General features: G+C 63.4%; 22 protein-coding genes. 10 read left to right on the forward strand and 12 right to left on the reverse strand.

The window, feature by feature from the left end; all coding sequences use genetic code 11:
• Positions 1–10: 10 nt before the first annotated feature.
• The 4 genes from C2H86_RS13095 to tcyJ all read right to left on the reverse strand — a co-directional run bounded on the left by C2H86_RS13095 (position 11) and on the right by tcyJ (position 3,712).
• The gene (locus C2H86_RS13095; RefSeq protein WP_159412839.1) at positions 11–1,252 is read right to left on the reverse strand and encodes an SfnB family sulfur acquisition oxidoreductase; all 1,242 of its coding nucleotides are present in this window, start codon (positions 1,250–1,252) and stop codon (positions 11–13) included.
• Positions 1,253–1,489: 237 nt separating this feature from the next.
• Positions 1,490–2,251, reverse strand: coding sequence for an L-cystine ABC transporter ATP-binding protein TcyN (gene tcyN / locus C2H86_RS13100; protein ID WP_159412840.1), 762 nt, complete (start codon positions 2,249–2,251; stop codon positions 1,490–1,492).
• A 1-nt stretch (position 2,252) separates the two neighbouring features.
• Positions 2,253–2,921 carry a cystine ABC transporter permease gene (tcyL, locus tag C2H86_RS13105; RefSeq protein ID WP_085678603.1) on the reverse strand — a complete coding sequence of 223 codons (669 nt, stop codon included), beginning with the start codon at positions 2,919–2,921 and terminating at the stop codon, positions 2,253–2,255.
• The gene (gene tcyJ / locus C2H86_RS13110; RefSeq protein WP_110637872.1) at positions 2,918–3,712 is read right to left on the reverse strand and encodes a cystine ABC transporter substrate-binding protein; all 795 of its coding nucleotides are present in this window, start codon (positions 3,710–3,712) and stop codon (positions 2,918–2,920) included. The genes tcyL and tcyJ overlap by 4 nt, the downstream gene beginning before the upstream one ends.
• A 273-nt stretch (positions 3,713–3,985) precedes the next feature.
• Between tcyJ and epsC the strand changes: the two genes are divergently transcribed.
• Both epsC and betT read left to right on the forward strand, forming a co-directional pair.
• Positions 3,986–4,918: a serine O-acetyltransferase EpsC gene (epsC, locus tag C2H86_RS13115; protein ID WP_159412841.1), complete on the forward strand. Its 933-nt coding sequence runs from the start codon at positions 3,986–3,988 to the stop codon at positions 4,916–4,918.
• 213 nt (positions 4,919–5,131) lie between these two features.
• On the forward strand, positions 5,132–7,093 hold the full coding sequence (gene betT / locus C2H86_RS13120; protein ID WP_205524622.1) for a choline transporter BetT: 1,962 nt from the start codon (positions 5,132–5,134) through the stop codon (positions 7,091–7,093).
• Positions 7,094–7,194: 101 nt separating this feature from the next.
• Here betT and tauD read toward each other — a convergent pair whose 3' ends face one another.
• The 4 genes from tauD to tauA are packed head-to-tail and all read right to left on the reverse strand — an operon-like array spanning position 7,195 to position 10,698.
• Positions 7,195–8,028: a taurine dioxygenase gene (tauD, locus tag C2H86_RS13125; protein ID WP_159412843.1), complete on the reverse strand. Its 834-nt coding sequence runs from the start codon at positions 8,026–8,028 to the stop codon at positions 7,195–7,197.
• Positions 8,029–8,077: 49 nt separating this feature from the next.
• Entirely contained in the window at positions 8,078–8,917 is an 840-nt protein-coding gene (gene tauC / locus C2H86_RS13130; protein ID WP_159412844.1) for a taurine ABC transporter permease TauC, read from the reverse strand.
• On the reverse strand, positions 8,914–9,702 hold the full coding sequence (tauB, locus tag C2H86_RS13135; protein ID WP_159412845.1) for a taurine ABC transporter ATP-binding subunit: 789 nt from the start codon (positions 9,700–9,702) through the stop codon (positions 8,914–8,916). Before tauB ends, tauC begins: the two co-directional genes overlap by 4 nt.
• Positions 9,703–9,726: 24 nt before the next feature.
• Entirely contained in the window at positions 9,727–10,698 is a 972-nt protein-coding gene (tauA, locus tag C2H86_RS13140) for a taurine ABC transporter substrate-binding protein (protein ID WP_159412846.1), read from the reverse strand.
• Between the two features lie 500 nt (positions 10,699–11,198).
• Between tauA and C2H86_RS13145 the strand changes: the two genes are divergently transcribed.
• The 7 genes from C2H86_RS13145 (at position 11,199) to C2H86_RS13175 (ending at position 17,660) form a co-directional block, all read left to right on the forward strand.
• Complete coding sequence (locus C2H86_RS13145) at positions 11,199–12,545, forward strand: OprD family outer membrane porin (RefSeq protein ID WP_159412847.1); 1,347 nt, start codon at positions 11,199–11,201, stop codon at positions 12,543–12,545.
• 163 nt (positions 12,546–12,708) lie between these two features.
• Entirely contained in the window at positions 12,709–13,347 is a 639-nt protein-coding gene (locus tag C2H86_RS13150) for a peroxiredoxin (protein ID WP_027917624.1), read from the forward strand.
• A 282-nt stretch (positions 13,348–13,629) separates the two neighbouring features.
• Positions 13,630–14,595: a sulfonate ABC transporter substrate-binding protein gene (locus C2H86_RS13155; RefSeq protein ID WP_159412848.1), complete on the forward strand. Its 966-nt coding sequence runs from the start codon at positions 13,630–13,632 to the stop codon at positions 14,593–14,595.
• 60 nt (positions 14,596–14,655) lie between these two features.
• The gene (ssuD, locus tag C2H86_RS13160) at positions 14,656–15,804 is read left to right on the forward strand and encodes an FMNH2-dependent alkanesulfonate monooxygenase (RefSeq protein WP_159412849.1); all 1,149 of its coding nucleotides are present in this window, start codon (positions 14,656–14,658) and stop codon (positions 15,802–15,804) included.
• A 10-nt stretch (positions 15,805–15,814) separates the two neighbouring features.
• On the forward strand, positions 15,815–16,612 hold the full coding sequence (ssuC, locus tag C2H86_RS13165; protein ID WP_159412850.1) for an aliphatic sulfonate ABC transporter permease SsuC: 798 nt from the start codon (positions 15,815–15,817) through the stop codon (positions 16,610–16,612).
• Positions 16,609–17,421 (forward strand): aliphatic sulfonates ABC transporter ATP-binding protein, encoded by an 813-nt coding sequence (gene ssuB / locus C2H86_RS13170; RefSeq protein WP_159412851.1) that lies wholly within the window; start codon positions 16,609–16,611, stop codon positions 17,419–17,421. The genes ssuC and ssuB overlap by 4 nt, the downstream gene beginning before the upstream one ends.
• A 23-nt stretch (positions 17,422–17,444) precedes the next feature.
• Positions 17,445–17,660, forward strand: coding sequence for a TOBE domain-containing protein (locus tag C2H86_RS13175; protein WP_008095172.1), 216 nt, complete (start codon positions 17,445–17,447; stop codon positions 17,658–17,660).
• 56 nt (positions 17,661–17,716) lie between these two features.
• Here C2H86_RS13175 and C2H86_RS13180 read toward each other — a convergent pair whose 3' ends face one another.
• The 4 genes from C2H86_RS13180 to C2H86_RS13195 form a co-directional block, all read right to left on the reverse strand.
• Positions 17,717–18,349, reverse strand: coding sequence for a TetR/AcrR family transcriptional regulator (locus C2H86_RS13180; protein ID WP_159412852.1), 633 nt, complete (start codon positions 18,347–18,349; stop codon positions 17,717–17,719).
• A complete protein-coding gene (gene gshA / locus C2H86_RS13185; protein ID WP_163985964.1) occupies positions 18,349–19,926 on the reverse strand; it encodes a glutamate--cysteine ligase in 1,578 nt (525 codons plus the stop codon). The genes C2H86_RS13180 and gshA overlap by 1 nt, the downstream gene beginning before the upstream one ends.
• A gap of 154 nt (positions 19,927–20,080) precedes the next feature.
• Positions 20,081–20,464 (reverse strand): PaaI family thioesterase, encoded by a 384-nt coding sequence (locus C2H86_RS13190; RefSeq protein ID WP_159412854.1) that lies wholly within the window; start codon positions 20,462–20,464, stop codon positions 20,081–20,083.
• Entirely contained in the window at positions 20,464–22,788 is a 2,325-nt protein-coding gene (locus tag C2H86_RS13195) for a Tex family protein (RefSeq protein ID WP_159412855.1), read from the reverse strand. The genes C2H86_RS13190 and C2H86_RS13195 overlap by 1 nt, the downstream gene beginning before the upstream one ends.
• A 217-nt stretch (positions 22,789–23,005) precedes the next feature.
• On the opposite strand from C2H86_RS13195, the gene ompR reads away from it, so the two are divergent.
• On the forward strand, positions 23,006–23,746 hold the full coding sequence (gene ompR, locus C2H86_RS13200; protein ID WP_159412856.1) for an osmolarity response regulator transcription factor OmpR: 741 nt from the start codon (positions 23,006–23,008) through the stop codon (positions 23,744–23,746).
• Position 23,747: the final 1 nt, after the last annotated feature.

Consider the following 23,747-nt stretch of genomic DNA (forward strand, 5'->3'; position numbering starts at 1 on the left):
TGGCCTCAAATCAAATCCATGAATGCCGGGCGGGCAGGGTGCCGTTGAGGTGGTAAGCGCCAACCGCGTGGTACTTCCAGCGCACCGGGTCGTGCAGGGTGTGCACCCGGGCATTGCGCCAGTGCCGGTCGAGGTTGAACTCGGCCAGGCTTGCGCGGCTGCCAGCCAGCTCGAACAGCTTCTCGCTGGCCTGCAGCGAGATCTCGGTGGTCAGCACCTTGGCCTCGGCCACGGCAATTGACGCCCGTGCTGCAGCGGTGGCATCGATCGCCCCGGCATTGACCTCGTCGAGCACGCGCGCGGCCTTGCGCAGCAGTGCCTCGGCGGCATGCAACTCAAGCTTCAGACGGCCGATGTCGGCAATCACGTAAGGGTCATCGCTGGCGCGCTCGACCTTGGCTTCGATCCATGGGCGGGATTTTTCGCGGACGAAGGTGATGGCGTCGTCGATAGCTGCCTCGGCGATGCCGGCATCGATGGCCGCCTGAATCAACTGCGAGGCCGCGCCCTGGATATTGGGGATATCGCGCTGACGCCAGTTGTCGATGACCAGCTCCGCATCGACTGGTACCTGGTCGAGCAGCACGGTACCGCTGGCGGTGGTGCGCTGGCCGAAGCCGGACCAGTCGTCGACGATGCGCAGCCCCGGGCTGCCACGGCGGACGAAGGCCAGGCGCTGGCGGCCTTCGTCGTCCAGTGCCTTGACCGCCACCCAGTGAGCGAACAACGCGCCGGTGGAATAGAACTTTTCACCGCTGATGCGATAGCCGTCACCGCTGCGGGTGATCCTGGCCTTGAGCGTCAGGGTGTCCTTGGTGCCGCGCTCGGGGCCGGCATTGCCGATGCGCCAGCCGTCCAGCACGTTGCGGAAGATCAGCGCCTGCTGGGCCTCGGTAGCGGTCAGGCGCAGCAGTTGCAGCATGCCGAACTGGTTTTGCGGGATCTGCCCCAGGGCCGGGTCGGCGGCGCTGATCAGGCGGAACACCTCGGCGACGGTTTCGAACGAGACGTCCGGGCCGCCATGAGCCTTGGGCACGCTGATGCTGCCCAGGCCGCTGCGGGTGAACTGTTCGATTTCTGCCCAGGGCAGCTTGCGTTGCTGGTCACGGCGGGCGGCCTGCTCACGGGCGCTCTCGGCCAGTTCGCGGGCAGCTTGCAGGGCTTCGGCGTCGTTGCGCAGGACCTTGGCCGGCAGCAGCAGGGGCGAGCTGTCGAGGTCGCTGTGGAATTGGGTATTTGGCTGGGTGGTCATCAGAACCGAACCTCACAAAGTGGATGCGTCGCTTCAGCTGATGGCGACAGACATTTGCTGGTCCGGTGGTCCGGTTCATATACCCTAATGGCTTATCAAATGTTTATGAACTAACTCTTTGGAATATATATAGAAGAGGGATTTGCATTTGATGTGCCGGCCTGTTCGCGGGCACGCCCGCTCCCACACCGATCAATGTGGGAGCGGGCGTGCCCGCGAAGAATCCAGCCGAGATTTTCAGTCTTGCGCAGCGGTGGTACCGAGGAACTTGCGCAGGAACTGCCGGGTACGCTCTTCCTTCGGATTGGCAAACAGCGCCCTGGCCTCACCCTGTTCCACGATCACGCCCTTGTCGAAGAAGATCACCCGGTTGGCTACATCCCGGGCAAAACTCATCTCGTGGGTAACGATGATCATGGTGCGCTTCTCCTCGGCCAGCCCGCGGATGGTCGCCAGCACCTCGCCGACCAGCTCCGGGTCGAGGGCCGAGGTGGGTTCGTCGAACAGGATCACTTCAGGTTCCATGGCCAGCGCACGGGCAATCGCCACGCGCTGCTGCTGGCCGCCGGAAAGGCGCCGCGGGTAGGCGTCTTCCTTGCCCGCCAGGCCGACCTTGGCCAGCAGCCGCCGACCCAGGTCGACGGCCTGCTCGCGAGGCGTCTTCTTGACGATCAGCGGGCCTTCGATGACGTTTTCCAGCGCGGTGCGGTGGGGGAACAGGTTGAAGTTCTGGAACACGAAGCCAGCTTGCTGGCGCAGGCGGCGGATCGCACTTTGCTGGCCGCCGAGCGGGCGGTTGGCATCGATGCTGATATCACCGATCTGGATCTGCCCGGCATCCGGGGTTTCCAGCAGGTTGAGGCAACGCAGGAAGGTGGTCTTGCCCGAGCCGCTGGGGCCGATGATGGCCACCACTTCACCGGGTTGCACGGTCAGGTCGATACCGTTGAGCACGGTCTGGCCCTTGAACTGCTTGGTCAGGCCTTTGGCGACGATCATCTCATTGCTCCTGGTCGTGCTGGTTGACCCGCGCTTCCATGCGGTTCTGGAAGTGCGCGAGGATGCTGCAGAGGACCCAGTAGATCACGGCAACGGCCAGGTACATGGTGAATACTTCGAAGGTACGCGCGGTAATCAGCTGCGCTTGGCGGAACAGCTCGGGCACCTGGATGGTCGCCGCCAGGGCGGTGTCCTTGACCAGCGAGATGAAGCTGTTGCCCAGCGGTGGCAGCGCAGTGCGCAGTGCCTGGGGCAGGATCGCCCGGCGCATGGCCTGGGTACGGGTCATGCCGATGCTGGCTGCAGCTTCCCATTGGCCGCGGTCGATCGAAGAGATCGCTGCACGCAGGATTTCGCAGATGTAGGCCGCCATGTTCAGTGACAGGCCGATCAGCGAGGCCGGAATCGGGTCGAGCTCGATACCGATCTGCGGCATGCCGAAGTAGATCACGAACAGCTGCACCAGCAGCGGCGTGCCACGGAAGAACGACACATAGACCCGGGCCAGCCAGTTCAGCGGCAGGATCTTCGACAGCCGCATCAGTGCCAGGGCAAAGCCCAGCACCAGGCCGAAGAACATGCCGCCAACACTGAGCAGCACCGTATAACCCGCGCCCTTCAGCAGGAAGGGCGTGGAGTCGGCAACGAGTTGCAGGCTTTCAGCGATCATTTGGTGACATCGGCACCGAAGTATTTCTCCGACAGCTTGGCCAGCGTGCCGTCGGCCTTGAGCTTGTCGATGGCCTTGTTGATCGCGGCCAGCAGCTCAGGCTCACCCTTGCGCAGGGCCACGCCGCTTTCCAGGCGCGAGAAGGCGTCGCCAGCCAGCTCGGTGTCCTTGGCCTTCTGGGCGTATTCCAACGCAGCCAGGCGGTCGATCAGGATGGCATCGATGCGGCCGTTGCGCAGGTCGGCGAACTTGCTCGGGTCGTCTTCATAGGTGCGCACGTCAGCCTTCGGCACGTCCTGCTTCACCCATTGCTCGTAGTTGGTGCCAAGGCCGACACCGACTTTCTTGCCGGCCAGGTCTTGCGCACTCTTGATGTTCAGCTGCTCGGCCTTTTTCTTCAGGACCAGCGCCTGGATGCCGGAGATGGTGTAGGGCTCGGAGAAGTCGTACTTCTTCTTGCGCTCCTCGGAGATGGTCACCTGGTTGACCACCACGTCCAGGCGCTTGGATTCCAGCGCGGCGAGGATGCCGTCCCATTTGGTTGGCTGGATCTTGGCCTTGACCCCCAGCTCCTTGGCCAGCAGTTCGGACAGCTCGACCTCGAAGCCGGTCAGCTTGCCGTTTTCATCCTGGAAGCTGAACGGCGGGTAGGTGCCTTCGAGGCCGACGTTGATCACGCCTTTTTCCTGGATGGTCTTCAGTTGCTCGCCGGCGAATGCCTGGCCGAGCAGGCCGGCACCCAGCAGGATTGCCAGGCTGGCGTTGAGAAGCGGTTTGGCGAATTTCGACATGTCAGACCCCGCGCTTGTTGTGGAAGTAGTGGGTGGCGACTATAGAGTTGGCTTGATAGGCCAGGAAATAATAAAAACTTATTTTGTTATTCCCGTTTTGATCTATGCCAGGTTCTGGCTGTTTTGAGGTTAGGCCAGGATAGTGCCGCCGTCATCGCGGCTTATGCCCGACTTAGCGCAGGATGGAATAAAGCGTTGTTTTTTCCAAGGGACGGATTTGCCGTAGAGTGGATCGCATAACGACAGATTGGCCACCTTCGGCAGGAGAACACCGTGAGCGAACAAACTTCATCTGGGCATTGGCAACTGCACAGCATCGTCAGTGGCCTGCGCGGTGCCCGCGAGCAATGGCGCAGCCGCAATGGCCGCAGCAGTGGCGAGCAGGGCGGGCGCGAGCTGCCTTCGCGCGAGGCCATGCGGCAGATTCTCGAGCAGCTGTGCGGGGCGCTGTTCCCGATGCGCCTGGGCCCGGTAGACCTGCGTGAAGAGAGCGAGGACTTCTACGTTGGCCATACTCTCGACGCGGCGCTGACGGCCTTGCTGGCGCAGGCGCGGCTGGAACTGCGCTACGCCGCCCGCCAGAGCAAGACGGAGCTGCAGGGCATCGATGCCCAGGCCCTGTGCCTGATCCAGGACTTCGCGGCGGCCTTGCCGGGCCTGCGCGTGCTGCTCGATACCGATGTGCTCGCGGCCTATCACGGCGACCCTGCGGCGCGCAGCGTAGACGAGGTACTGCTGTGCTATCCGGGGATCCTGGCGATCATCCACCACCGTCTGGCTCACCACCTTTATAGCGCGGGCCTGCCGCTGCTGGCACGGATCAGCTCGGAGCTGGCGCATTCGGCCACCGGTATCGACATTCACCCAGGCGCGCAGATCGGCCAGAGCTTCTTCATCGACCACGGTACTGGCGTGGTGATTGGAGAGACCGCGATCATCGGCGAGCGGGTGCGTATCTATCAGGCAGTTACTCTGGGCGCCAAGCGCTTCCCCAGCGATGAGTCAGGGACGCTGCACAAGGGGCTGCCACGCCACCCGATCGTCGAGGACGATGTGGTTATCTATGCCGGGGCGACGATCCTGGGGCGCATTACCATCGGCAAGGGCTCGACCATTGGCGGTAATGTCTGGCTGACCCGCAGTGTGCCGGCCGAAAGCAACATTACCCAGGCCAACCTGCAGCTGGATTGCCAGGACAAGAACTGATTTACAAGGGGCGCCAATCGGCGCCCCGGTTCGCTTTGAAAGCCAATCCATGTTTAACTTGAACGCTTGTTCAATGAAAAACGCTGGTCCGCTGCCGGTGTTCAACAGGAGGATTCCTTTGCTGAACCCGTTCATTCCGAACCTCACGTCGATCGACGAGGTGCCTGTTTCATGAGTGCACCGTCCCCATCCCTTGCCACTGGCAAGATCCGCATGAACCCGCCGGTGTTCTACTTCGCGGCTAGTTTCATTCTTCTCTTCGGCCTGGTGGTCATCGCCTTCCCGCAGGCTGCCGGCGAGTGGTTGCTGGCGGCGCAGAACTGGGCGGCCAACACGGTCGGCTGGTACTACATGCTGGCCATGACCCTGTACCTGGTGTTCGTGGTGGTCACCGCCTTGTCCGGCTACGGCAAGATCAAGCTCGGTGCCGACCACGACGAGCCCGAGTTCAGCTATTTGTCCTGGGCCGGCATGTTGTTCGCCGCCGGTATCAGCATCACGCTGTTCTTCTTCTGCGTGTCCGAGCCGCTGACCCACATGCTCACCCCGCCCCAGGGTGAAGGGGGCACGGCCGAGGCCGGGCGCCAGGCGATGGAGATCCTGTTCCTGCACTGGGGCCTGCATGGCTGGGGCGTGTTCGCCTTCGTCGGTATGGCGCTGGCCTACTTCGCCTACCGGCACAACCTGCCGCTGGCCTTGCGTTCGGCGCTGTATCCGCTGATCGGCAAGCGTATCAATGGCCCTATCGGCTATGCCGTGGATGGCTTCGGCATCATCGCCACGGTGTTCGGCCTGGGCGCCGACATGGGCTTTGGCGTGCTGCACCTGAACGCCGGCCTCGACTACCTGTTCGGCATCAGCCACAGCCAGTGGGTGCAGGTGATCCTCGTCGCGCTGATGATGGGCGCAGCGGTGGCGGTAGCCGTGGCGGGAGTGGAAAAGGGCGTGCGGGTGATGAGCGACATCAACCTGTTCCTGGCCTGCGCTTTGCTGCTGTTCGTGCTGTTTGCCGGGCCCACCCAGCACCTGTTCAATACCCTGATTCAGAACCTCGGCGATTACCTCGGTGCCTTGCCGCGCAAGAGCTTCGACGTGTACGCCTATGGCGAGCAACGTGACTGGCTGGGTGGCTGGACGGTGTTCTACTGGGCCTGGTGGATTGCCTGGGCGCCGTTCGTGGGCTTGTTCATCGCGCGCATCTCGCGTGGCCGTACCATCCGTGAATTCGTCTTCGGCGTGCTGCTGATCCCGCTGGGCTTCACCCTGGCGTGGATGTCGATCTTCGGCAACAGCGCGCTGGACCAGGTGATCAACCACGGCATGACCGCGCTCGGCCAGTCGGCGTTGGACAACCCGTCGATGAGCCTGTACCTGCTGCTGGAAACCTACCCGTGGAGCAAGGTGGTGATCGCCGTGACGGTGTTCATCAGCTTCGTGTTCTTCGTCACCTCGGCCGACTCCGGCACCGTGGTGCTGTCGACCCTGTCCGCCAAGGGCGGCGGTGCTGATGAAGACGGGCCGAACTGGTTGCGCATCTTCTGGGGCGCGATGACTGCGCTGATCACCAGCGGCCTGTTGTTCGCGGGCAGCATCGATTCGCTGAAGTCGGCGGTGGTGCTGACCTCGCTGCCGTTCTCGCTGATCCTGCTGTGCATGATGTGGGGGCTGCACAAGGCCTTCTACCTGGAGAGCCAGCGGCAGATCGCGCAGATGCACTCGCTGGCACCGTTCGCCCAGTCACGCCGTGGCCGTGGTGGCTGGCGTCAACGCCTGAGCCAGGCAGTGCACTTCCCGTCGCGGGACGAGGTGTACCGCTTCATGGACGACGTGGTACGCCCGGCGATTGCCGAAGTGCGTGAGGTGTTCGAGCAGAAGGGCCTGGTGCTGGTGACCCAGGACGACCCGAGCCATGACAACGTCAGCCTGAAGGTTGGCCATGGCGAGGAACAGCCGTTCATCTACCAGGTGCAGATGCGTGGCTACTTCACGCCGTCGTTCGCGCTGGGTGGGCTGGGCACGCAGGAGTTGAAGAACCGCCGGTACTACCGGGCCGAGGTGCATCTGAGCGAAGGCAGCCAGAACTATGACCTGGTGGGCTACAGCAAGGAGCAGATCATCAACGACATCCTCGACCAGTACGAGCGGCACATGCAGTTCCTGCATCTGGTTCGCTAATACCTGTACCGGTCTCTTCGCGGGACAAGCCCGCTCCTACAAGGGCAATGCGATTCCTGTAGGAGCGGGCTTGTCCCGCGAAGAGGCCGGAGCAGGAAATCTCAGAACGGTGCATCCCCCAGGATGGTAGCCCGGTGCATCACCCGCCGATTTGGCCGGTAATCATCCACCGCAAAATGCTGGGTCACGCGGTTGTCCCAGAACGCCACGTCATTCTCCTGCCAACGCCAGCGAATGCTGAACTCCGGCCGCGTCGCATGGGCGAACAGCAGCTTCAGCAGTGCCTCGCTTTCCAGCTCGCTCAACTCATTGATACGCGTGGTGAACCCTTCATTGACGAACAACGCCTTGCGCCCGCTTACTGGATGCGTGCGCACCACCGGGTGCGACAACGGCGGGTTGCTGCGCCGGGTCGCTTCCCAGCGCGCGAGGTCCTCGGCCGTGGTGCCAAAGCGCTCCAGCGGGAACGACTTGGTGAAGTCGTGGGTGGCGGTCAGGCCATCAAGCAACTCGCGCAGCGGTGCCGACAAGGCTTCGAACGCTGCGATACCGCTGGCCCACAAGGTGTCGCCGCCATAGGCCGGCAGTTGCTTGGCGCTGAGCACCGCGCCCAGCGCCGGGGTAGGCAGGAAGGTCACGTCGGTGTGCCACACGGCGTTGTCGCGCACGTCGGTGACTGCCGTGTCGAGGATCAGCACCTGCGGCGTCTCTGGCACGTTGGGGTAGATCGGGTGGATGTGCAGGTCGCCGAAACGGGCGGCGAAGCGCGCCTGTTGCTCCGGGTTGATCGGCTGGTCGCGGAAGAACAGCACCTGGTGCTGGAGCAGCGCCTGCTCGATGGCATCGCGCTGCTCGGCGGTGATGTCGCGGCTGATGTCCACGCCGCTGATCTGTGCGCCGAGCGCCGGGCTGAGGGGAGTGATGGTCAGGCTCATGTCGGTCTCTTCAATCAGGCGCCAGGCTGCTGGCGTGGTCAACAGGAATTCAGTGGCTCTGCCCGTGCCAGGGCACCAGCTTGCGTTGCAGGGCGCGCAGGCCCATTTCCAGGGCGAAGGCGATCAGGGCGATCAGCAGGATGCCCAGCACCACAACGTCGGTTACCAAAAACTGCGCCGCTGACTGCACCATGAAGCCCAGGCCGCTGGTGGCGGCGATCAGCTCGGCGGCGACCAGGGTCGACCAGCCGACCCCCAGGCCGATGCGGATGCCGGTCAGGATGTCGGGCAGGGCGCTGGGCAGGATCACGTGGCGGATCAACTGCACCTTGGTTGCGCCCAGCGACTGCGCGGCACGCAGCTTGGCCGGGTCGACGGTGCGCACGCCGGTGGCGGTGGCGATGGCAATCGGGGCGAAGATCGCCAGGTAGATCAGCAGCACCTTGGACAGCTCGCCGATCCCGCACCAGATGACGATCAACGGCAGATAGGCCAGTGGCGGGATCGGCCGGTAGAACTCGATCAGCGGGTCGAGGATGCCACGTGCCACTCGGTTGTAGCCGATAGCGATGCCGACCGGGATGGCGGTCAGGGTCGCGGCGACCAGGGCCAGGCCGATGCGCCCCAGGCTGGCGCCCAGGTGCTGCCACAGGCTGGCGTCCATATAGCCCTGGGTGAGCAGGGTGCAGGCCTTGGCCAGGATGTCGCCGGGCGAGGGCAGGAACAGCGGTTCGATCCAGCCGGCGGCCGTCACCAGCCACCAGAAGAGCAGCAGGCTGGCCAGGGTCAGGGTGCTGATCCAGCGGGTAGACAATGGGCGGCGGGCGTGGGGGACGGGCCGGGTTTGATTGTCGCGTTTGCCGGCGACCGGCAGATCCAGGCTGCTCATGCGCGCTCCTGCAGGTTTTGGCGTTGGGAGAACACGCGGGCCAGTACATGCTCGCGGGTTTCGATGAAACGTGGATCAGACTTGATCGCCCGGGCCGACTCGCCAGCGGCGTAGCGCTGGCCGAAGTCCAGCTGCAGGCGCTCGACGACGCGGCCGGGGTTGGGCGCCAGCAGCACCAATTCGCTGGCGAGGAATACCGCTTCCTCGATGTCGTGGGTGATCAGGAACACCGGTTTGGCGGTGCGTTGCCAGACCTGCAGCAGCAGCTCCTGCATCTGCTCGCGGGTGAAAGCGTCGAGGGCGCCGAACGGTTCGTCCATCAGCAGCACCCGCGGGTCGGCAGCCAGCGCCCGGGCCAGGCCGACGCGCTGCTTCTGGCCACCGGACAGTTGCCAGATGCGCCGCTCGCCGAAGCCGTCGAGGTCGACCAGGGCCAGCATCTCGCGGGCCTTGGCCTCACGCTGTTCGCGTGGCACACCGGCCAGCTCCAGGCCGAAAGCGACGTTGCCCAGCACGTTCTGCCAAGGCAGCAGGGCATCATCCTGGAACACCACGCCACGCTCGGCCCCCGGACCCTGTACCGGCACACCGTCGAGGGTGATGCGCCCGCTGCTCGGGGCGACGAAGCCGGCGATCAGATTCAGCAGCGAGGTCTTGCCACTGCCGGATGGCCCCAGGGCCACCAGCAGTTGGCGCGGCCCCAGGCTCAGGTTGATGTCGGCCAGCACCGGGGCGGTAGCGCCGGGGTACTGTGCGCTGATGCGCTCCAGTTCGAGCAAGGCCATGGCAGGCTCCGTGCGGTTGCAGTCTTAGTTGGGGATGTACTGGGCGCTGACGTACGGCGAGTAGTCCGGCAGTACCGCGTCGACCTTGCCTTGCTGCTTGAGGAAGGTGGCCGTGTCGGTCAGCGCCTGGGTGGTGGGCGCGCCCAGTTCCTTGGCCTGGTCGGCGGCCAGCGGGTAGACGTTGCCCTGCAACAGCACCGGGATATCTGCCGGCTTGGCTCCGGACAGCTTGGCCAGCTTGGCGACGTTGTCCGGGTTGGCCAGCCAGGCTTGAGGGTCCTTGCGGTAGTCGGCGTAGGCGTCGAGGGTGACTTTGGCGAAGGCCTTGACCACCTCTGGGTGTTTGGCGGCGAAGTCCTTGCGCACGATCCAGGCATCGAAGGTTGGTGCGCCTTTTTCGGCCAGTTCGCCCGAGGTGATCAGCACCTTGCCGTTTTCCTTGGCCACGCCCAGGGCCGGGTCCCAAACGTAGGTGGCGTCGATGTCGCCACGCTTCCAGGCGGCGATGATCGCCGGTGGTGCGAGGTTGAGGATCTGCACCTTGGACGGGTCGATGTTCCAGCTTTTCAGCGCGGCCAGCAGGCTGTAGTGGCCAGTGGAAACGAACGGCACGGCGACTTTCTTGCCGATCAGGTCCTGCGGAGTCTTGACGCTGTCACGGGCGACCAGGGCCTCGCCGGCACCGATCTGGGTGGCGATGAGGAAGGTCTCGACCGGCAGCTTGCGGGTTGCTGCGGCAGCCAGCGGGCTGGAGCCGAGGTAGCCGATCTGCACGTCGCCGCTGGCCACGGCGGTGATCACGTCCGCGCCGTTATCGAATTTTCGCCAGTCGATGCTGGCCTTGCTGGCTTTTTCGTAGCTGCCATCGACCTGGGCCACCTTGGCCGGGTCGACGGTGGTTTGATAGGCAACGGTGAGGTCGGCAGCCTGGGCCAACCAGCTGGTGCTGGCGAGGGTCAGGGCGGCGAACAGGCGCAGCGGAGCGTGCGGGATCATGGTGAACCTCTCGTCAGGCAATGGATGTATTGGATGGCGAGAAGACTAGATGATCTAAGAAATCGAAAATAAATAACTTTTTAGAATTAGCTTAGGAGCCAAACGCTTTAACGCTAGCCAGAGCCGGAAAAGGCGGCTAGCGCAACGGCGATCCACTGCTAATCTTTTTCCCCTTCGTAAGGGTGGGTGATCGGTTGCTGGTCGGCAAACGTTTGCAAATAACCTAAAGGTATGATTGACGAGGTCGATACAACTTTTCGCAGTAAAGGTTCCTACGATATTCCTTAATAATCTTACAAATTCATAAAACGGTCATTTTGGATTTATAGGATTGTCATTATCCTGTAGCGCAGGGGGCGTCTTAGACCAAAGTCGAGAAACGTTTAGAAACGATTGACTTAATGGTCACGCTTTGGGGCTAATCGCCCATCCACGGTTGAGCGGGGCAACAGATCCTGCCGCCAGAGATACACAAGAATTAGAACGTAGAGGAGCAAAACATGTACAAGTCCAGCCTGGCCGTGGCCGTGGCACTGGGGGTTTTCGCCCAAACAGCAGGCGCTGCCGGTTTCGTTGAAGACAGCAAACTGGCGCTGAGCTCGCGCACCATGTACTTCAACAACGACAACCGTGAAGCGCACGCTACTGGCACTGCAGAGCGCCCGGATCAGCGTGAGTCGGGTCAGGGCTTCAAGCTCGACTATATTTCGGGCTTCACTCCAGGCACCGTAGGCTTTGGTGTTGACGCGCAGGCGCTGTGGGGTATCCACCTGGATGGTGGTGAGGGTTACCACAAATCCGGTTTCTTCCCGGATGACGGCAAGGGCGCAGCTGCCCAGTGGGCTCGCTTCGGCGCCAATGCCAAGGCTCGCTTCTCCAAGACCGAAGTACACTTCGGTAGCGCCCTGGCGCCGAACCTGCCAATCCTGGTTTCCAACGACGGCCGTCTGCTGCCACAAACCTTTGAAGGCGGCACCATCCAGTCGAAGGAAATCGACAACCTGACCATCAACGCCGGTCAGCTGACTCACGCCATGGGTCGTGCTTCGAGTAACCGCACTGGTCTGTCCGTTGCTGGTGCCACCGCAGAAAGCAACAAGTTCCGCTTCGGCGGCCTGGACTACAAGCTCACTCCAGACCTGACCCTGCAGTACTACTACTCGAACCTGGAAGACTTCTACAAGCAGCACTTCCTGGGCGCGACCCACGTCTTCAAGATCGCTGACGATCAGTCGTTCAAGACCGACCTGCGCTATTTCGATAGCAGCGCCGACGGCAAGAACAAGAAAGGTGGCCCAGGCGAGTACAACTTCAACAACAACGGCGGTTACGAGAAGACCGACGGCAAAATTGACAACAAGACCTGGTCCGCCATGTTCACCTATACCCTGGGTGGTCACGCGTTCATGGTCGGTCGCCAGCAGGTTGGCGATGACGGCGGCTTTGTCTGGTTGAATCAGGGCAACCTGGTGAACGACAGTGGCACCTCGGAAGGCGCCGGTGGCTCCAGCTTCTACCTGTTCACCGACAGCATGATCAACCAGTTCGCCCGCGCTGGTGAAAACACCAACTTCGGTCAGTACTCCTATGACTTCGCGTCCCTGGGTGTACCAGGCCTGAAGGCATCGGTTGCCTACCTGCGTGGTGATGACATCCGTAACAAGTCGGGCCACGGCACCTACAACGAATGGGAACGTGACGCACGCGTCGACTACACCATTCAGGAAGGCACACTCAAAGGCCTGGGCTTCAGCCTGCGTCAGGGCGTCTACCGTGGTTCGGGTGAAAGCAGCGCCGACCAGGACCAGGCTCGCTTCATCGTGAACTACACTTACAGCTTCCTGTAAGTCGTAGCCACACCAAAAGCCTCGCCTAGTGCGAGGCTTTTTTGTGGCCGCGATTTCGTATGCGTAAAAGTTATAAATAAATCATTATTTATTCTTTTTGTTTCTCATCGAATGCAGGCACATTGAACCCACACGACAGAACACAGCACAGGAGCCGCACCCCATGAGCCTCAAACTCGGCGACATCGCCCCGGACTTCGAGCAGGAATCCAGTGAAGGCAAGATCCGATTCCACGAATGGCTGGGCAGCAGCTGGGGTGTGTTGTTCTCCCATCCGGCGGACTTCACCCCGGTGTGCACCACCGAACTGGGCCTGACCGCCAAGCTCAAGGAAGACTTCGCCAAGCGCGGCGTGAAGGCCATCGCCCTGTCGGTCGACCCGGTCGACTCGCACCACAAGTGGATCGAGGATATCAACGAGACCCAGAACACCGTGGTCAACTTCCCGATCATCGCCGACGCCGACCGCAAGGTGTCCGACCTGTACGACCTGATCCACCCAAACGCCAGCGACACCCTCACCGTGCGTTCGCTGTTCGTCATCGACCCGAACAAGAAGGTGCGCCTGACCATCACCTATCCGGCCAGTACCGGGCGCAACTTCAACGAGATCCTGCGGGTGATCGACTCGCTGCAGCTCACCGACAACCACAAGGTCGCCACGCCAGGTAACTGGCAGGACGGCGACGAGGTGGTGATCGTGCCTTCGCTGAAGGACGAAGACGAGATCAAGCAGCGCTTCCCGAAAGGTTATCGGGCGGTGAAGCCCTATCTGCGGCTGACCCCGCAGCCTAACCGCTGATGAATTCCTCGTTGCATTGCTCTTAGCCATAGCAGGGATTTTCGGGCCGTTTCGACGGCCTTTTTTTTTGCCTGCGAAAACCTGAATGGCATAAGTAGAAATGGAATAAACAAATGAAAAAATATGATTTCTAGATATATGAACAGGCTGGTAATGTCACTCCAACAGAACATCAGGCACCGCCGAAACCACTGACCGGCCGAGCCATTGCTTCATCACCTTACTCGCCCGCCAACGAGGCAAGCAGGTGCAACCCGAACCTCAATCGCACAGGAGAGCGCCATGCGCACAGTCTTCTTGCGTCGTGGTCTGGTCGCCCTGTTTGCGGCGGCTGTGTCCTTCGGCGCCATCACCCAAGCCCAGGCTGAAAGCCTGCGTATCGGTTATCAGAAATACGGCACCCTGGTGCTGCTCAAGGCCAAGGGCACGCTGGAGAAGCGCCTGGCCGAGCAGGGCGTTCAGGTGCAGTGGACCGAGTTCCCTGGCGGCCCGCAGCTGCTCGAAGGGCTGAACGTCGGCTCGATCGACTTCGGTGTCACCGGCGAGACACCGCCCGTGTTCGCCCAGGCCGCTGGCGCCGACCTGCTCTATGTGGCCTACGAGCCGCCAGCGCCGCACAGCGAAGCCATCCTCGTGCCGAAAGGTTCGCCGATCCAGTCGGTGAAAGAACTCAAAGGCAAGAAAGTCGCCTTCAACAAAGGCTCAAACGTTCACTACCTGCTGGTCCGCGCCCTGGAAGATGCCGGCCTCAAGTACAGCGACATCCAGCCCGTCTACCTGCCACCTGCCGATGCCCGCGCCGCCTTCGAGCGTGGCAGCGTCGATGCCTGGGTTATCTGGGACCCTTACCAGGCCGCCGCCGAGCAACAGCTGCAGGCCCGTACCCTGCGTGACGGCAAGGGCCTGGTCGACAACCACCAGTTCTACCTGGCTACCCGCAACTACGCCACCCAGCACCCGGCGGTGATCAGCACCCTGATCGACGAAGTGCGTGCCGTGGGCCAGTGGTCCCAGGCCAACCCGCAGGAAGTCACCGACCAGGTCGCGCCACTGCTCGGCCTGCCTGCCGACATCACCCTGACCTCGGTCAAGCGCCAAGGCTATGGTGCCCAGCCGCTCACCCCGCAAGTGGTGGCCGCCCAACAGAAGATCGCCGACACCTTCCAGGCGCTCAAGCTGATTCCCAAGCCGCTGAGCATCAAGGACGTGATCTGGACACCCCCGGCCAAGGTCGCCACTGCGCCTTGATTGATTTGCCTGCGCCGGGGCGCCGCCCTGGCCCTCGCCACCCTTGAGGAGACAACTCCAATGAGCCTTAACATTTTCTGGTTCCTCCCTACCCACGGTGACGGCAAGTACCTGGGCACTTCCGACGGCGCCCGCGCGGTCGATCACGGTTACCTGCAGCAAATCGCCCAGGCCGCCGACCGCCTGGGTTTCGGAGGGGTGCTGATCCCTACCGGGCGTTCCTGCGAAGACTCCTGGCTGGTGGCAGCGTCGCTGATTCCGGTGACCCAGCGCCTGAAGTTCCTGGTAGCCCTGCGCCCAGGCATCATTTCGCCGACCGTGGCCGCACGCCAGGCCGCGACCCTCGATCGGCTGTCCAACGGCCGTGCGCTGTTCAACCTGGTGACCGGGGGCGACCCTGATGAACTGGCCGGTGACGGCCTGCACCTGAACCACCAGGAGCGTTACGAAGCCTCGGTCGAGTTCACCCGCATCTGGCGCAAGGTGCTGGAAGGCGAAACCGTCGACTACGACGGCAAGCACATCCAGGTGAAGGGCGCCAAGCTCCTTTATCCACCGATCCAGCAACCGCGCCCGCCGCTGTACTTTGGTGGCTCGTCGGACGCGGCCCAGGACCTTGCGGCCGAGCAGGTCGAGCTGTACCTGACCTGGGGCGAACCGCCGAGCGCCGTTGCCGAGAAGATCGCCCAGGTACGTGAGAAAGCTGCCGCCCAGGGCCGCGAAGTACGCTTCGGCATCCGCCTGCACGTGATCGTGCGGGAGACCAACGAAGAAGCCTGGGCTGCCGCGGACAAGCTGATCTCGCACCTGGACGACGACACCATCGCCCGTGCCCAGGCCTCGCTGGCCCGTTTCGACTCGGTCGGCCAGCAACGCATGGCGGCCCTGCACAAGGGCAACCGCGACAACCTGGAAGTCAGCCCTAACCTCTGGGCCGGTGTCGGCCTGGTGCGTGGCGGTGCCGGCACCGCGCTGGTCGGCGATGGCGCGACCGTGGCGGCACGGGTCAAGGAATACGCCGAACTGGGTATCGATACCTTCATCTTCTCCGGTTATCCACACCTGGAAGAGTCGTATCGGGTGGCCGAACTGCTGTTCCCGCACCTCGATGTGCAGCGCCCGGAGCAGGCCAAGACTGGTGGCTACGTGAGCCCGTTCGGCGAGATGGTCGCCAACGACATCCTGCCCAAGTCCGTCGCGCAGAGCTGAGGGCCGGGCCATGAGTCGAGCAACCTCCACCACCCTGAGCCAGCGTCTGGCGCCATGGGCGCTGCCAGTGCTGCTGCTGGCGGCCTGGCAACTGGCGGTCAGCGCCGGCTGGCTGTCGACCCGCATCCTGCCTGCGCCGAGCGCGGTGGTCAGTGCTGGCGTCGAGCTGGTGCGCAGCGGTGAAATCTGGACCCACCTGGCCATCAGTGGCTGGCGGGCCGGGCTAGGCTTCGTGATCGGCGGCAGCATCGGCCTCGTGCTGGGGTTCATCACCGGCCTGTCGAACTGGGGCGAACGCCTGCTCGACAGCTCGGTGCAGATGATCCGCAACGTGCCACATCTGGCGCTGATCCCGCTGGTGATCCTGTGGTTCGGTATCGACGAGTCGGCAAAGATCTTCCTGGTCGCGCTGGGCACGCTGTTCCCGATCTACCTGAACACCTACCACGGCATCCGCAATGTCGACCCGGCACTGGTGGAGATGGCCCGCAGTTATGGCCTGTCCGGCTTCGGCCTGTTCCGTCAGGTGATCCTGCCCGGTGCGCTGCCTTCGATCCTGGTCGGGGTGCGCTTCGCCCTGGGCTTCATGTGGCTGACGTTGATCGTTGCCGAGACCATTTCGGCCAATGCCGGCATCGGTTACCTGGCCATGAATGCGCGTGAATTCCTGCAAACCGACGTAGTGGTGCTGGCCATCGTCCTGTACGCCGTGCTCGGCAAGCTCGCCGACCTCGCCGCCCGCGGCCTGGAACGGGTGTGGCTGCGCTGGCACCCGGCCTACCAGGTGGCGAAGAAGGAGGGCGCATGACCGTGCTCAAGGAACAGCCGCCACGCCTGCTGCGTGGCATCCCGCTGGCCGCCAACGGCCTGCGCAAGGCCTTCGGTCAGCGTGACGTGTTGAAGGGTATCGACCTGCATATCCCGGCCGGTCAGTTCGTCGCCATCGTCGGTCGCAGTGGTTGCGGCAAGAGCACCTTGCTGCGCCTGCTGGCCGGGCTCGACCAGCCGAGCGCCGGTGAGTTGCTGGCCGGTGCCGCACCGCTGAGCGAGGCCCGCGAGGAAACCCGCCTGATGTTCCAGGACGCGCGCCTGCTGCCCTGGAAGAAGGTGATCGACAACGTCGGCCTGGGCCTGCGCGGTGATTGGCGCCAGCGTGCGCTGGATGCCCTGGAGGCAGTTGGCCTGGCTGATCGCGCCAACGAGTGGCCGGCGGCGTTGTCCGGTGGCCAGAAGCAGCGCGTGGCCCTGGCCCGCGCCTTGATCCACCAACCGCGCCTGCTGTTGCTGGATGAGCCGCTGGGCGCGCTGGATGCGCTGACCCGCATCGAGATGCAGCAACTGATCGAACGCCTGTGGCGTCAGCACGGCTTCACCGTCCTGCTGGTGACCCACGACGTCAACGAGGCGGTGGCCGTCGCAGATCGGGTGATCCTGATCGAGGACGGCGAAGTCGGCCTGGACCTCAACGTCGAACTGGCTCGGCCCAGGGCGCGTGGTTCGCACCGCTTGGCCGCGCTGGAAAGCGAAGTTCTCAACCGTGTTCTGTCGGCCCCGGGCACTGCGCCCGAGCCGGACCCTGTAGCCCCTTTGCCTACGCAACTGCGTTGGGCGCACTGAAGCCAAAGAGAAGGAATCAAGCCATGACCATCAAAGCCATCAACGTCCGCAACCAGTTCAAAGGCACTGTGAAAGAAATCCTCGAAGGCCCGGTATTGTCGGAAATCGACGTGCAGACGGCCTCGGGTATCGTCACTTCGGTGATTACTACCCGCTCTGTGAAAGAGCTGGAACTGCAGGTGGGCAGTGAAGTGATCGCCTTTGTGAAATCGACCGAAGTATCCATCGCCAAGCTGTGATTGTGACTGCCTTGGGACCGCTGGGCGGTCCTTCGCGGGCTTGTCCCGCGAAGGGCTCAAGCTGAACGTTTGGCCAGGAAAGGCGGCAGATAAAGCCCCAGATACGCCTCGAACACCCGCTTGCCTTCCTCGGCCATTCGTGGGGTGATCGCCTCATGCAGCTGCACCGACCGCGCATACACCCGGTCGCTCAGCTCCATAGCCAGGGCAAACACGTCCACATCGGCCGGCATCGCCGGTAGGTGAAAGTGCTGATCGAACAACTTCTGCATCAAGTCGCCCAGCTCCATGTCGTGTTGGCGATCGGCCTGCACCACTTCACTGAGCCCATGCTGGGCCAGGATCAACTGCCGCGCTGCCGCATCCTCGTTGTAGATGTCGAGCATGCGCTGCTCGATCAACCGCGACAGCTCATGCCAGCTGGCAAACGCGCTGCTGTCGATGGGCGCACTCAAGGCCTCGCGAAATGCCCGGTGCACATCAGCGGTCAGCGCTTCCAGCAAGGCCGGGACGCTGGCAAAGAAGTGGTAGACCGACGAAGGCGGAATCTGTGCCCGCTCGGCCACGCTGTAGATCGACAGGGCCGCCACCCCTTGTTCAGCCAGCAGCTCGCGCGCGGCCGCCAGGATCGCTTCGATCCTGGCCTGGCTGCTGGCGCGGGGCTTGCGTGGGGTGGCGGTGCGGTTCATCAGTTGCTGATCGCCAGGATGCTGGCCTGGTAGGCACCGACGAACAGGTCGAAGTCACCGACTTCCTCCTGTTCCAGCTCGGACTGCTTGGCGAGCGACTCGCGGGCCAAGGTCTCGAAGGCCTGTTGCTCCGCGACCGACAGCGGTTGCTCGCGGAAGGTCTCGGCATGCAGGCGGCTCTGGCGCAGGGAGAACTGGACGAAGGTTTCGTCGTGCTCGGTCATGCGCGCCAGCACCTGGGCCGACGGGGTCAGCGAGGCGTCATCGACCTTGGCCTGCTGGGTGGCCAGGGCCTTGGCGTGTTCGTCACCACCCTGAGCGCTGTCGAGCAAGGTCGCCAGCTGGCCGATGCGGCTGATCAGCTCGGTGGCCCATTCGCGCAGGGCAACAGGCTGGCCGTTGCGCTGCAGTTCCAGGCCCGGGCGACGGCCTTCCTTGACCACGGTAAGGAAGTTGCTGGTGCACTGGCCGCACTCGCCGTTGTCCAGCTGCGGGCTCTCTTCAAGGGCGCAGAACAGCAGGAAGGCGTCGAGGAAGCGCGCTTCGGTCAGGTCGATACCGACCGGCAGGAACGGGTTGATGTCCAGGCAGCGCACTTCGACGTACTGCACGCCGCGCGAGGTCAGCGCCTGGATCGGCCGCTCGCCGGTGTAGGTGACGCGTTTCGGGCGGATGTTCGAGTAGTACTCGTTCTCGATCTGCAGGATGTTGGTGTTCAACTGCACCCATTCGCCATCCACATGCGTACCGACCTCGACGTAAGGCGGGTAGGGCGTGCCCACGGCCTTGCGCAGGCTGTCGGTGTAGCTGGCGAGGTTGTTGTAGCAGGGCGTGAGGCCGGCCTGGGCGTTGCTTTGGTAGCCCAGGTCGCTCATGCGCAGGCTGGTGGCGTAGGGTAGGTACAGGGTTTCGGCGTCCAGCTCTTCGAGCTGGTGCGGGCGGCCACGCAGGAAGCCCTTGTCCAGTGCCGGCGAGGCGCCGAACAGGTACATCAGCAGCCAGCTGTAGCGGCGGAAGTTGCGGATCAGCGCGATGTATGCCGAGGACTGGTAGTCGCGGTCGCTTTCCTCGCCACCTTCGGCATCGCGCAACAGTGGCCACAGCGCTTCAGGCAGCGAGAAGTTGTAATGGATACCGGCGATGCACTGCATGGTGCGGCCGTAACGCAGGGCCAGGCCCTTGCGGTAGACGTGCTTGAGCTTGCCGATGTTCGAAGTGCCGTACTCGGCGATCGGGATGTCTTCCTCGGCCGGCAGCGTGCAGGGCATCGACGGGCTCCACAGGAATTCGTCGCCGAGCTTGCTGTAGACGAAGCGGTGGGTCTGTTCGAGGCTTTCGAGCACCTTGGCCGGGTCAGGCAGGGCCGGGGTGATGAACTCCAGCAGCGATTCGGAGTAGTCGGTGGTGATCTGCTCGTTGGTCAGCGCCGATCCCAGTGCTTCCGGGTGCGGGGTCTGGGCCAGGCGACCTTCGTCGGTAACGCGCAGGCATTCGCGCTCAATACCGTGCAGGCACTGCTTGAGCAGGGGAAGATTGGCGCCGAGCAAGCTCAGGCGGCGGTTGAGGAGGTCGCTCAAGATGTATTCCTTCACGCGTCAGTCGCCCCAATATGGGGGTAGAGATGACGGTCTACAAGGGTAGGAAAAAAGGAACTGGCGTTGTCGCCTGGTTTACGCGGTTCCGGCAGTGCCAGCGCACTGCCGAAAAATACCGCAGATACCCCTTGGTGAGCTAGAGAACCGCGAAGGTTCCTTGCGCTTTTGCCACCAGTTTGTCGCCTTGAACTACGTCGGCGTCGACCACCAGGGTACGGCGCCCGGCGTGCAGCACTCGGGCGGTGCACAGCACTTCACCGTCGCTGACGGCGCGCATGTAGTTGATCTTGCATTCGATGGTCACGCTCTGCTGGTCGAAACCGTGGCTGGCCGAGCAAGCCAGGCCCATGGTGATGTCCACAAGGCTGAAGATTGCCCCGCCGTGCAGCTTCTGGCCGCGGTTGCGCAGGTGCGGCTCGAGCGCCAAGGCCACCTCGGCAACGCCTGTATCCAGGCGTTGCACGCGGCAGCCAAGGAGCTGGCTGTAGGCGCTCTGGACCAGTTCCTTGGCGATGTCCATTACTTCTTCTTCAGCTGCTTGGCGTTGGCGAACAGGGCGGCCATGGCGTTGTTGGCCGGAGCTGCAGTGGCGGTTTCACGCTGGCGCGGCGCCTGCTGCTGGCGGTTGCCGCCATTGCCACGGTTGCCGCCACGGTTGCCTTCAACTTTCTCGCCCGGGGTGTCGCTCATGCGCATGGACAGGCCGACCCGCTTGCGCGGGATGTCCACTTCCATGACCTTGACCTTGACCACGTCGCCGGCCTTGACCGCTTCACGCGGGTCCTTGACGAACTTCTCCGACAGCGCCGAGATGTGCACCAGGCCGTCCTGGTGCACGCCGATGTCGACGAAGGCACCAAAGTTGGTGACGTTGGTCACCACGCCTTCGAGGATCATGCCCGGCTCCAGGTCCTTGAGGTCCTCGACGCCGTCCTGGAAGGTGGCGGTCTTGAACTCGGGGCGTGGGTCACGGCCGGGTTTGTCCAGTTCCTGGAGGATGTCGGTGACGGTCGGCAGGCCGAAGGTCTCGTCGGTGAATTTTTTCGGGTCCAGGCGCTTGAGGAAACCGCTGTCGCCGATCAGCGAGCGGATGTCGCGGTCGGTGCCGGCGGCGATGCGCTGCACCAGCGGGTAGGCCTCGGGGTGCACGGCGGAGGCGTCGAGCGGGTTGTCGCCGTTCATCACGCGCAGGAAGCCAGCAGCCTGTTCGAAGGTCTTCTCGCCCAGGCGGCTGACCTTTTTCAGCGCCGCACGGGTAGCGAATGGGCCGTTGGCGTCGCGGTGGGCGACGATGTTCTGCGCCAGGGTCGCGTTCAGGCCCGAAATACGGGTCAGTAGCGCCACCGAAGCGGTGTTCACGTCGACGCCTACGGCGTTCACGCAGTCCTCGACCACGGCGTCCAGGCCACGGGCCAGCTTGATTTGCGAAACGTCGTGCTGATACTGGCCGACCCCGATGGATTTCGGGTCGATCTTCACCAGTTCGGCCAGCGGGTCCTGCAGGCGGCGGGCAATCGAAACGGCACCACGGATCGATACGTCCAGGTCCGGGAATTCGCGAGCGGCCAGTTCAGATGCCGAGTACACCGAAGCACCTGCCTCGGAGACCATGATCTTGGTGATCTTCAGTGCCGGGTATTTCTTGACCAGCTCGGCCACCAGCTTGTCGCTCTCGCGGCTGGCGGTGCCGTTGCCGATGGCGATCAGCTCCACCGAGTGCTTGGCGCACAGGGCGGCCATGATGGAAATGGTGCGGTCCCAGTCATTCTTCGGCGCGTGCGGGTAGACCGTGGTGTAATCAAGCAGCTTGCCGGTGGCATCGACCACGGCGATCTTGCAGCCGGTGCGCAGGCCCGGGTCGAATCCCAGGGTGGCGCGCGGGCCGGCCGGGGCGGCCAGCAACAGGTCGTGCAGGTTGTGGGCGAAGACGTTGATCGCCTCGCCTTCGGCATTGTCGCGCAGCTCGCCGAACAGGTCGGTTTCCAGGTGGGTGTAGAGCTTGACCTTCCAGGTCCAGCGCACCACCTCGCCCAACCATTTGTCGGCTGGGCGGCTGCGGTTTTCGATGCCGACGTGGTTGCCGATCATCAGTTCGCACGGGTGCAGGGTGCCCGGCAGCTCTTCGCCGACCTTGAGCGAGGCGCTCAGCACGCCTTCGTTGCGCCCGCGGAAGATCGCCAGGGCACGGTGCGACGGGGCGGTGCGCAGCAGTTCGTCATGGGCGAAGTAGTCGCGGAACTTGGCGCCTTCTTCTTCCTTGCCGGCCACCACGCGGGCGCTTAGCACCGCTTCCTGCTTGAGGAAGTTGCGCAGCTTGTCGAGCAGGGCGGCGTCCTCGGCGAAGCGCTCCATGAGGATGTACTTGGCGCCTTCCAGCGCGGCCTTGACGTCGGCCACGCCTTTTTCCGCGTCGACGAAGCGCGCGGCTTCGCTTTCCGGGGCCAGGTTCGGGTCGTTGAACAGGCCGTCGGCCAGCTCGCCGAGGCCGGCTTCCAGGGCGATCTGGCCCTTGGTGCGGCGCTTCTGCTTGTACGGCAGGTAGAGGTCTTCGAGGCGGGTCTTGGTGTCGGCCAGCTTGATCTCGCGGGCCAGCTCCGGAGTCAGCTTGCCCTGTTCCTCGATGCTGGACAGGATGCTGGCGCGGCGCTCGTCGAGTTCGCGCAGGTAGCGCAGGCGCTCTTCCAGGTGGCGCAGCTGGGTGTCGTCGAGGCTACCGGTCACTTCCTTGCGGTAACGGGCGATGAAAGGCACGGTCGAGCCTTCGTCCAACAGGCCCACGGCCGCCTCGACCTGCTGGGGGCGTACGCCCAGTTCCTCGGCGATACGGCTGTTGATGCTGTCCATGTAAACCACCTGACATTTGAGAATACGGGGGTCGCCGGTGGGCCTTCGGCCCGGTGGCGCTGGATGAAAGCCGCGCATTATACCCATCGCAAACGGCTTGCGGTGATGGCGCCCGGCCAGCCGGAACTGGCGCCCGGGGAAAAATCTGCTAACAATGCTCACGCAACGTGCAGCAATGGCTACGCCATAATGCGCGGCGATATCAGAGGAGTTATTCATGACCGGCACCGCAAACACCGCTGAAGGTGACAAGATTCTCATCGTCGACGACGATCCGGGGCTCAGCAGCCTGCTGGAACGTTTCTTCACCAGCAAGGGCTACCGCGCCCGCGCGGTGCCCAACACCGAACAGATGGACCGCCTGCTGGCGCGCGAAGTGTTCAACCTGGTGGTGCTCGACCTGATGCTGCCAGGCGAAGACGGCCTGTCCGCCTGCAAGCGCTTGCGCCAGTCGAACAACCAGATCCCGATCATCATGCTCACCGCCAAGGGTGACGAGCTTAGCCGCATCAAGGGCCTGGAACTGGGCGCTGACGACTACCTGGGCAAGCCGTTCAACCCGGACGAGCTGATGGCACGGGTCAAGGCCGTGCTGCGCCGCCAGGCACCGAGCGTGCCGGGCGCCCCGGGCAGCGAGGATGAGTCGGTCACGTTCGGCGACTACGAGCTGTCGCTGGCCACCCGTGAACTCAAGCGTGGCGAAGAAGTGCACATGCTCACCACCGGTGAGTTTGCCGTGCTCAAGGCGCTGGTGATGCACGCCCGCGAGCCGCTGACCCGCGACAAGCTGATGAACCTGGCCCGTGGCCGCGAGTGGGACGCCCTGGAGCGCTCCATCGACGTGCAGATCTCGCGCCTGCGCCGCATGATCGAACCGGACCCGTCCAAGCCACGCTACATCCAGACGGTCTGGGGCGTAGGCTACGTGTTCGTACCAGACGGAAACGCTGGCAAATGAT

It is taken from the genome of Pseudomonas putida (genome assembly GCF_009883635.2).
GTDB lineage: Bacteria > Pseudomonadota > Gammaproteobacteria > Pseudomonadales > Pseudomonadaceae > Aquipseudomonas > Aquipseudomonas putida_W.

Bases quoted from the DNA above. Each gene is read 5' to 3' on its own strand.
- tcyJ (WP_110637872.1), bottom strand. From the start codon at position 3,712: ATGTCGAAATTCGCCAAACCGCTTCTCAACGCCAGCCTGGCAATCCTG.
- C2H86_RS13155 (WP_159412848.1), top strand. From the start codon at position 13,630: ATGCGCACAGTCTTCTTGCGTCGTGGTCTGGTCGCCCTGTTTGCGGCG.
- C2H86_RS13180 (WP_159412852.1), bottom strand. From the start codon at position 18,349: ATGAACCGCACCGCCACCCCACGCAAGCCCCGCGCCAGCAGCCAGGCC.
- C2H86_RS13150 (WP_027917624.1), top strand. From the start codon at position 12,709: ATGAGCCTCAAACTCGGCGACATCGCCCCGGACTTCGAGCAGGAATCC.
- tcyN (WP_159412840.1), bottom strand. From the start codon at position 2,251: ATGATCGTCGCCAAAGGCCTGACCAAGCAGTTCAAGGGCCAGACCGTG.
- betT (WP_205524622.1), top strand. From the start codon at position 5,132: ATGAACCCGCCGGTGTTCTACTTCGCGGCTAGTTTCATTCTTCTCTTC.
- C2H86_RS13175 (WP_008095172.1), top strand. From the start codon at position 17,445: ATGACCATCAAAGCCATCAACGTCCGCAACCAGTTCAAAGGCACTGTG.
- tauB (WP_159412845.1), bottom strand. From the start codon at position 9,702: ATGGCCTTGCTCGAACTGGAGCGCATCAGCGCACAGTACCCCGGCGCT.
- ssuB (WP_159412851.1), top strand. From the start codon at position 16,609: ATGACCGTGCTCAAGGAACAGCCGCCACGCCTGCTGCGTGGCATCCCG.
- C2H86_RS13195 (WP_159412855.1), bottom strand. From the start codon at position 22,788: ATGGACAGCATCAACAGCCGTATCGCCGAGGAACTGGGCGTACGCCCC.
- C2H86_RS13095 (WP_159412839.1), bottom strand. From the start codon at position 1,252: ATGACCACCCAGCCAAATACCCAATTCCACAGCGACCTCGACAGCTCG.
- C2H86_RS13190 (WP_159412854.1), bottom strand. From the start codon at position 20,464: ATGGACATCGCCAAGGAACTGGTCCAGAGCGCCTACAGCCAGCTCCTT.
- tauC (WP_159412844.1), bottom strand. From the start codon at position 8,917: ATGAGCAGCCTGGATCTGCCGGTCGCCGGCAAACGCGACAATCAAACC.
- tauA (WP_159412846.1), bottom strand. From the start codon at position 10,698: ATGATCCCGCACGCTCCGCTGCGCCTGTTCGCCGCCCTGACCCTCGCC.
- tcyL (WP_085678603.1), bottom strand. From the start codon at position 2,921: ATGATCGCTGAAAGCCTGCAACTCGTTGCCGACTCCACGCCCTTCCTG.
- tauD (WP_159412843.1), bottom strand. From the start codon at position 8,028: ATGAGCCTGACCATCACTCCCCTCAGCCCGGCGCTCGGCGCACAGATC.
- ssuC (WP_159412850.1), top strand. From the start codon at position 15,815: ATGAGTCGAGCAACCTCCACCACCCTGAGCCAGCGTCTGGCGCCATGG.
- ompR (WP_159412856.1), top strand. From the start codon at position 23,006: ATGACCGGCACCGCAAACACCGCTGAAGGTGACAAGATTCTCATCGTC.
- C2H86_RS13145 (WP_159412847.1), top strand. From the start codon at position 11,199: ATGTACAAGTCCAGCCTGGCCGTGGCCGTGGCACTGGGGGTTTTCGCC.
- ssuD (WP_159412849.1), top strand. From the start codon at position 14,656: ATGAGCCTTAACATTTTCTGGTTCCTCCCTACCCACGGTGACGGCAAG.